At 73.1% G+C, this 8,589-nt stretch carries 8 protein-coding genes; 6 read left to right on the forward strand and 2 right to left on the reverse strand.

What is annotated here, in order from left to right; translation table 11 throughout:
- From ABZU53_RS31400 to ABZU53_RS31425, 6 genes are all read left to right on the forward strand, one after another.
- The coding region (locus tag ABZU53_RS31400; protein WP_355069192.1) for a GtrA family protein at nucleotides 1–426 on the forward strand (426 nt) is incomplete at its 5' end.
- 283 nt (nucleotides 427–709) lie between these two features.
- Nucleotides 710–859 (forward strand): hypothetical protein, encoded by a 150-nt coding sequence (locus tag ABZU53_RS31405; protein WP_007459587.1) that lies wholly within the window; start codon nucleotides 710–712, stop codon nucleotides 857–859.
- A gap of 14 nt (nucleotides 860–873) precedes the next feature.
- Nucleotides 874–2,304 (forward strand): class I SAM-dependent methyltransferase, encoded by a 1,431-nt coding sequence (locus tag ABZU53_RS31410; protein WP_354862870.1) that lies wholly within the window; start codon nucleotides 874–876, stop codon nucleotides 2,302–2,304.
- A complete protein-coding gene (locus tag ABZU53_RS31415; protein ID WP_355069194.1) occupies nucleotides 2,297–4,351 on the forward strand; it encodes a sulfatase-like hydrolase/transferase in 2,055 nt (684 codons plus the stop codon). Before ABZU53_RS31410 ends, ABZU53_RS31415 begins: the two co-directional genes overlap by 8 nt.
- 166 nt (nucleotides 4,352–4,517) lie before the next feature.
- Entirely contained in the window at nucleotides 4,518–5,801 is a 1,284-nt protein-coding gene (locus tag ABZU53_RS31420; RefSeq protein WP_355069195.1) for a citrate synthase, read from the forward strand.
- A gap of 679 nt (nucleotides 5,802–6,480) precedes the next feature.
- The gene (locus tag ABZU53_RS31425; RefSeq protein WP_355069197.1) at nucleotides 6,481–6,633 is read left to right on the forward strand and encodes a hypothetical protein; all 153 of its coding nucleotides are present in this window, start codon (nucleotides 6,481–6,483) and stop codon (nucleotides 6,631–6,633) included.
- Between the two features lie 73 nt (nucleotides 6,634–6,706).
- Here ABZU53_RS31425 and ABZU53_RS31430 read toward each other — a convergent pair whose 3' ends face one another.
- A complete protein-coding gene (locus ABZU53_RS31430) occupies nucleotides 6,707–7,351 on the reverse strand; it encodes a maleylpyruvate isomerase N-terminal domain-containing protein (protein WP_355069199.1) in 645 nt (214 codons plus the stop codon).
- A gap of 196 nt (nucleotides 7,352–7,547) precedes the next feature.
- A partial coding sequence (locus ABZU53_RS31435) for a glycosyltransferase family 4 protein (protein ID WP_355069201.1) occupies nucleotides 7,548–8,589 on the reverse strand: 1,042 nt, incomplete at its 5' end.

An 8,589-nucleotide genomic window follows, 5' to 3' on the forward strand; every position in this document is an offset into this window, starting at 1 on the left:
CCGCTGGCCGCGCCGCCGGCGCAGGTGCCGGTCGGGCTGCCCCGGCAGCTGACCCGGTTCGCCGCCGTCGGGGTGGCCAGCACGCTGGCGTACCTGCTGCTCTTCGTGGCCACCCGGGGTGCGCTCGGGGCGCAGCCGGCGAACCTGCTGGCCCTGCTGGTGACGGCGGTGGCGAACACGGCCGCGAACCGGCGGCTGACGTTCGGCATCACCGGCAGCCGGCACGCCGGTCGCCACCACGCGCAGGGGCTGCTGGCGTTCGCGCTCGGCCTGGCGCTGACCAGCGGGGCGCTGGCGGTGCTGCACGCTCTCGTCGCCGTGCCCGCCCGGCCGGTGGAGCTGGCCGTCCTGGTGGCCGCGAACCTGGCCGCGACCGTGCTGCGCTTCGTGCTGCTGCGCCTCGGCATGCACCACCGGCGGGGCTGAGACAGCCGCCGGTCAGCCGCCCAGCACGTCCGCGAGGACCTCGACGACGCGTCGCGCGTGGCGCCCGTCGGGGTCCTCGTCGGCGTTCGGGTGTCCAGCGCAGCTTCGCAGCGTACCGACGAGGGCCGCTTCCTGTGGCCGGGCTGGGAGTCCTCCGATGTCGCCGCGACGGCGCAGACGAGCAGCGTACGGTGATGGACAAGTCCGGCTTTCTGGGTTAAAAGCCTCACCGCTGCATCCCCGGGACGCCGGTGTCGAGACGGGCGAGGGGAAGGAGCGGTCGGTGATCCATCTGGCCTACCTGGACGCGGGATCCGGCAGCCTGATCGTGCAGGCCGTCGTCGGCGGGGTGGCCGGCGCCGCGGTCGCCGCCAAGCTCTACTGGCGACGGCTGGTCGACCGGTTCCGTCGGCAGCCCACCGACCAGCGGTAGCGGTCGCCGCGACGATGACGACCTCACCCACCGGGGTACGCCCCGAGCCCGCCTCCTTCCGCGACCCCGCCAACCGGGTGTTCCACGTCGGCGACGAGGTGCTGCGCGGGCTCGACGCCCAGGCCGCCGAGCACTGGCGGACCCTCGCGGCCAGCCCGTTCTTTCCCACGCTCGTCTCGGCGGGCAAGGTCTGCGCCACCGAGGACGCCCCGCCGGCGCTGGTGCCCGCTGCGGCCGGCACCCCGTGGGCGGCGGTGCTGCGCCACGAGCGCATCCCGTTCGTCTCCCACCCGTACGAGTGGTCCTTCGGCATGCTGCGCGACGCCGCGCTGCTGCACCTGGAGATCCTGCGTACCGCCCTCGCCAACGGCTTCACCACCAAGGACGGCTCCGCCTACAACCTGCAGTGGCGCGGCGCGAAGCCGGTCTTCATCGACATCGGCTCCTTCGAGCCGCTGCGCGACGGGGAGCCGTGGGCGGGCTACCGGCAGTTCTGCCAGACCGTGCTCTACCCGCTGCTGCTCACCGCCCACCTGGGCGTGGACTTCCAGCCCTGGCTGCGCGCCCAGGTCGACGGCATCGAGGCCGACCAGTTGCGCCCCCTCTTCGGCGGCGCCCGCCGGCTGCGCCCCGGCGTCCTGGCCCACCTGCACCTGCACGGCGCCATGCAGCAACGCAACGCCGACGCCAGCACCAGCGACGTCAAGGCCCAACTGCGCGCCGCCGGCTACTCCCGGGACCTGCAGGCGGCCACCGTACGCGGCATCGAGAAGCTCGTCCGCCGGCTGGAGCACCGTCCGTCGCGCAGCCACTGGTCGGACTACCAGCGCACCTGCGGCTACTCGGCCCGCGACCGGGTCGCCAAGGAGCAGTTCGTGGTCACCGCGGTGGCCGCCGCCGCCCGCCCGCGCCTGGTGCTCGACCTGGGCGCCAACGACGGCCGGTACGCCCGACTGGCCGCCGGGCACGCCGACTACGTGGTCGCCGTCGAGCAGGACCCGGCCGTGGTCGACGAGCTGTACCGGGCGCTGCGCTCCGAGGGCCAGCAACGGATCCTGCCGCTGGTGGTCGACCTGGCCGACCCGTCGCCCGGTGGCGGCTGGCGCGGCGTCGAGCGCGCCGGCTTCGCGCAGCGGGCGTCGGCGGACGTCGTGCTCGCCCTGGCCCTGGTGCACCACCTGGCGATCGGCCGCAACGTGCCGCTGCCGGAGGTCGTCGACTGGCTGGCCGGGCTGAGCGCGCCCGGCGGCACCGTGGTGGTGGAGTTCATCCACCCGGACGACCCGATGGCCACTCGGCTGCTGGCCAACAAGCCCGACGGCCTCTTCCCGGACTACCGGCGCGACACCTTCGAACGGCTCCTCGCGGCCCGGGGCCGGATCACCGACCGACTGGAACTGCCCTCGGGCACCCGCACGCTCTACCGGGCGGTGATGGGTGGCTGAACCGGCAGTCGCCGACCCGCCGGGACCCGTCGCCGGCCCGCCGACGCCCGGCCGCTGGGACCGGGGCTGGCGCGGCGAGCTGGGCCGGCTGCTGGAGATCGTGGCGCTGGTCGGGCTGGTCGTCACCCAGCCGCTGCTGGACATACTCGGCCGCAGCCCCGACTTCTTCCTCTTCCACCGCGCCGACCCCGGCCAGATCCTGCTGCTGGTCGCCCTGGTGGCCCTCGCGCCCACCGTGCCCGTGGCGCTGCTCGGCGCACTGAGCCGACTGGCCGGCCGCACCGCCCGCGCGCTCACCCACACGACGCTGGTCGGGCTGCTGCTCGCCGCCCTCGCCGTGCAGGTGGGCCGGCACACGACGCCGCTTCGGGGCGTACCCCTGCTGGTGCTTGCCGGTCTGGCCGGTCTGGGCGGCGCGGCCGCGCACCGGCGGTGGCGGTCGCCGGGCAAGGCGATGCGACTGGCCGCCGCCGGGCCGGTGGCCTTCGTGGCGCTGTTCCTGTTCGTCTCGCCCACCTCGGCGGTCGTGCTGCCACGCGGCGGCGACGGCGGCGCGGTCGGCACCGCGCAGGGCGTGGCCGTGCACCCGCCGGTGGTCATGCTGATCCTCGACGAGCTGCCGCTGGTCAGCCTGCTCGGCGGCGACGGCCGGATCGACGCGGCGCGGTTCCCGCACTTCGCCGAGCTGGCCGAAGGCTCGACCTGGTACCGCAACGCCACCGGGGTCAGCGGCTGGACGCCGAACGCGCTGCCGGCGATGCTCACCGGCCGCTACCCGGCGCGGGCGGTCGCGCCGCACTACTCGCAGTACCCGGACAACCTCTTCACCGCCTTCGGCGGCCTGTACGACATCCAGGCCCAGGAGAGCATCACCCGGCTCTGCCCACCCAGCCGGTGCGAGCAGCCCGTCACCCCCGAACAGGGCCTCGGTGTGCTGGTCCGGGAGACCGGCAAGCTGCTCGGCCAGGTCGCCGGGCCGACGAACACCCGCGTTGACCCGGAGGACTCCTACCGGGAGCAGACCCGCGTCGAGGCCGGCCTGGACGCCGCCGAGCCGGTCCCGGCCGACCCGAAGTTCCGCTGGGACAGCCTCGACGACAACCAGCCGGCCCGGTTCACCAGCTTCCTGGCCGGGCTGAAGCCGCAACCCCGACCCGCCCTGCACTTCCTGCACCTGCTGATGCCGCACTCCCCGTGGGCGTACCTGCCGTCTGGCGTCCGCTACGACGCCCCGGAGGACCTGCCCAACGACGGCACGGGCTGGGTCGAGCTGGCCCGCCAGCGTCACCTCGCCCAACTCGGCTACACCGACCGGCTGATCGGGGAGACCCTGCGGACGCTGCGCGCCAGCGGCCTCTACGACCAGGCCCTCGTCGTCGTCACCGCCGACCACGGGGTGAGCTTCCATCCGGGCGCGCAGGGCCGGGGCATGGACGCCATCAAGGCCGCCGCCGGTGAGGTCGCCTGGGTGCCCATGTTCGTCAAGGAGCCCGGGCAGCAGACCGGCCGGGTGGACGACCGCAACTGGGAACACGTCGACCTGCTGCCCACCGTCGCCGACGAAGCCGGCATCCGCCTGCCCTGGCACGTCGACGGCCGCTCCGCCCGGCAGGCTCCCCGCGCCGACGTCACGAAACACTTCTACGACACCCCCGGCGAGGCGGTCACCTTCCCCGGCGGGGTGCCCACCGCGCCGCCGCTGCCGACACCGCACCCCCTGGTGGGCACCGAGGTCCGCGCCGGCCCGCCCGGGGGCAGCGCCCAGGTCGCCGACCTGGCCGCCTTCCGGGCGACCGACCCGGACACCGGCACCCTCCCGGCGCTGGTCTGGGGTGACGTGCCGGACGCGATACCGGACGGCACGCTGCTGGCCGTCGCCGTCAACGGCCGGATCGGCGCGGTGGTCCCGGTGGTGCCGGCCGACCCGGGCGGCCGCCGCTTCGCCGCGCTGCTCACCGACGACCGGCTGTTCCGCGCCGGGACGAATCAGCTCGACGTCTACCAGGTCGCGGCGGACGGTACGCTACGGCGCCTCACGTTGTCCTGATCTCCTGTCCTCCGCTGGCGGGAGGGCGGGTTTCCCGGCTGCCCAGTCGGGAATCGGGTGACGCATACCTCACCGCCGAACCACGGCGGGCAGTGTCCCCCGAGCCGCAATTACGGTAGAAGCGAAGGCAATTCAACGTAGATCTGCCGGCGAAGCGAGGAACCACATGACGGAAGTCAAGCTCGATCACCCCGGCGGGCAGCTGTCGATGCCGGTACATCCCGCGGTCGAGGGCCCCGCTGGCATCGGGGTGAGCAAGCTGCTGAAGGAAACCGGGATGACGACGTACGACCCCGGTTTCGTCAACACCGCAGCGGCCTCATCCGCGATCACCTACATCGATGGCGACGCGGGGATCCTGCGTTACCGGGGATACCCGATCGAGCAGCTGGCCGAGAAGTCCTCCTTCCTGGAGGTCTCGTACCTGCTCATCTACGGTGAGCTGCCCACCGAGCAGCAGCTGACCGAGTTCACCGAGTGGATCCGGCGGCACTCGCTGCTGCACGAGGAGATGCGCCGCTTCTTCGACGGCTTCCCCCGCGACGCGCACCCGATGGCGGTGCTGTCGTCGGCGGTGAGCGCCCTGTCGACCTTCTACCAGGACAGCCTGGACCCGTTCGACTCCGAGCACGTGGAGATCTCCACGGTCCGGCTCATGGCGAAGGTCCCCACCATCGCCTCGTACGCGTACAAGAAGTCCATCGGGCAGCCGCTGCTCTACCCGGACAACTCCCTGGGGTACGTGGACAACCTGCTGCGCATGACCTTCGGCGTACCGGCGGAGCCGTACGTGGTCGACCCGGTGATGTCGAAGGTGCTGGACATGCTCTTCGTCCTGCACGCCGACCACGAGCAGAACTGCTCCACGTCGACCGTCCGGCTGGTCGGCTCCAGCAACGCCAACCTGTTCGCCTCCGTCTCGGCGGGCGTGAACGCGCTGTTCGGCCCGCTGCACGGCGGCGCCAACCAGGCGGTGCTGGAGATGCTCCAGCAGATCCACGCCGGCGACGGCGACGTCCGGTCCTTCGTCCGCAAGGTCAAGGACAAGCAGGACGGCGTCAAGCTCATGGGCTTCGGCCACCGGGTCTACAAGAACTACGACCCGCGGGCGGCGATCGTCAAGAAGGCCGCGCAGGACGTGCTGGGCCGGATGGCCAAGCCGGACCCGCTGCTGGACATCGCCATGGAGCTGGAGGAGATGGCGCTCGCCGACGACTTCTTCGTCTCCCGCCGGCTCTACCCGAACGTGGACTTCTACACCGGCCTGATCTACAAGGCCATGGGCTTCCCCACGAAGATGTTCACGGTGCTGTTCGCGCTCGGCCGGCTGCCCGGCTGGATCGCCCAGTGGCGCGAGATGATCAACGACCCGGAGACCAAGATCGGCCGTCCGCGGCAGGTCTACGTCGGTGCCGCCGAGCGGGACTACCTCCCCTTCGCCGAGCGCTGACCTCCGCTCTCGCACCACCCGCACCACCCGCATCACCCGCAGGCCGCCGACCCGATCCGGGCCGGCGGCCTGCGCCGTACCCACCCGCCCTCTCGCGTGGCGGCCCGGGCGCTTCGGCCGGATCTTTCGGCTCGGCGGTCCGTGGGGCTTACGTTCACCCTCTCGCTTGTGATCGGGTTCTACTTCCGCCGGACCTCGCGGCTGGTCCGTGGGGCCTCCGCCGGACCTCGGGCTGGTCCGTGGGGCCTCCGCTGGGCCTCGCGGCTGGTCCGTGGGGCTTCGCTGGGCCTCGCGGCTTGGCGCTCTGCGGCCCGTCCGCTGGGCCTTCCGGCTTGCGGGCCGGCCGATCTGCCCCGGCCGGTGGCCCTCCGGGCCGTACCCCGAGTCCCTGGTTCGGCCCCTGTCGAGCTGCCCCACATATGGGGCGGGCCGGGGCGGGCCGGGGCGGGCCGAGGCGGGGCGTGGCGGGCCGGGGCGTGGCGTGGCGGGGGCGTGACGGGCTTCAAGCGCCTGATCTCCGGCCTGCCCCGCTGACGGATGGCCTCGCGGATTGGTTGGGCTGGACTCACCAATGGTCGGCTCCAGGTCGCCGATATCGCGGTATCAACAGCGCCGGAACACCACAAGGTCGGCGAACTGGAGTCGATCAAGGGGCGGTCCGGGCCCCGGGGCTCCTCGGGTGATGCTGATCCGCGCTTCGGTGACGCTGATCCGCGCTTCCGTGATGCTGATCCGCGCTTCGGCGACGTTCATCGGCGCTTTGGCGATGCTGATCCGCGATTCTCGCTTCCGGCGGCCCGCCCCATATCTGGGGCAGCTCGACAGGGGATGAACAAGGGACCCAGGGGGCCGGGGGACACCGGGCCCGAGGCGGCGCGGGGTGTGGGGCGCGTCGGACGTTGGGTTCAGAAGGCGGAGATGTCCCGGGCTCGCTCGCTGCGGCTCAGCGCGCCGATCAGCGCGGACTGGCCGTGCCGGCGGACGGCTAGGCGGACCAGCAGGTCGCGTACGGGGTCGAAGACCTCCGCCGGGAACTCCGGCGTGGGCACGCCGACGCTGACCGCGAGGTCGTCGGAGTGCACGACGATCTCCAGTTGACGCGTGAGCAGGAAGTCGGCGCGGCGCAGGGCCCAGCCCTGCCACGGGATCGGCACGACGTCGACGGCGGCTCCCCGCGACAGCAGGTCGCTGACCTTCGCCAGCGCCTCGCCGGAGCGGGCGTACAGGTCCGCCGGGCCGTGCAGCGCGTCGGCTTCGTCCGAGCCCGCGGCGACCGCGTCGGCGTCCGGAGTGCCCTCGGTGACCCAGGCGGCCCGCTCGTAGTGGCTGTCCGCCGACTTCAGCGTGGGCAGGTCGGCGGGCGTCGGCAGCAGCTCCGCGGCCCGTACGGCCTGCCGCCCGAGGTGGCACGCCAGGGCGCCCACGGACAGGTGCGGCAGGACGCTCGGGTTCGACCACTGCGCGGACACCTCGGGGCGCCGGATCAGGTCCAGCGCCATGGAGGCGGCGACCGGAAAGGCGGAATCAAGGGCGTCAACAGGACGAGACATCCGCACATTCTGGCAGGCCCGACCGACCTCCGCCGTGATCGACTCGGCCTGGCGGCCGGCGCTGAGCAGCGAAGCCCGGTCACTGCAATGTGATCGACTCGACTTCCAGGAAGTCGCGGTATTCCCGGCACCGGGACACCCCGACTTCAAGGAACCCGAGTCGATCAAGCGCAAGCGGGCCGGAACAGCCCGACCGTCAGCGCAGGCCGGCGGCGGCGAGCAGGTTGCCCTCGGGCAGCGCTGGGAGGGCCCGGCCCTGGGACATGCGCTGCTCGGCGCGTTCCGCCGTGAACGCGGCGTCGTTGGCGATGGCGGCGGCGTAGCTGGCGGCGGTGCGCTGGGCGATGGCCGACCAGCCGTACTGGTCGTGGACCATCCGGCGGGCGCGGCGGGCCATGGCACGGGCCCGCTCGCGGTCGGACAGCAGCGCGTCGACGGCGTCGGCGAGCCCGTCCGGGTCGTGCGGGCGGAACGTCATCCCGGTCGCTCCCGGCTCCACGATCTCGGCGAGACCGCCGGTGGCGGCGACGGCCAGGGGCGCTCCGGCGGCGGCGCCCTCCAGGGCCACCATGCCGAACGGCTCGTAGATGCTCGGCACCGCGAAGCAGTCGGACGCCGCCATCAGCGCCGGCAGGTCATTGCCGCCCAGGAAGCCCGGCATGGTGACCATGCCGCCCAGGCCGCGGCGGTGCACCTCGGCCTCCAACTCGGCGCGGTACGGGCCGTCGCCGGCGATCACCGCGCGCAGCCCGGGGTGCCGCTCGCGCAGCCGGGGGAGGGCGGCGATCAGGTGCTGCACGCCCTTCTCGTAGACCAGCCGGCCGGCGAAGGTGACCAGTGGGCCGTCCCCCGCGAACCGGGCCCGCGCCGCGGCCACGTCCCGCGCCGGCACCTTCCAGCGGTGCGACTCGACGCCGTTGGCGACCACGTCGACGCGTCCGGCCGGTACGCCGAACAGCGCGCCCACCTCGTCGCGCATGTAGCCGGAGCAGACGATCACCCGACCGGACTCGCTGCTGAGCCACTGCTCGACACCGTGGATGGTGCGGTTCATCTCCTCGGGCAGCCAGCCCTGGTGCCGGCCCGCCTCGGTCGCGTGGATGGTGCTGACGAGGGGGATGTCCAGGTGGTCGCGCAACGTCATCGCGGTGTGGGCGACGAGCCAGTCGTGGGCGTGGATGACGTCGTAGCTGCCGGCCTGGGTGGCGCGTAGGGCGGTGCGGGTGAGGGTGTGGTTG

It is taken from the genome of Micromonospora sp. NPDC005194 (genome assembly GCF_040608335.1).
GTDB lineage: Bacteria > Actinomycetota > Actinomycetes > Mycobacteriales > Micromonosporaceae > Micromonospora.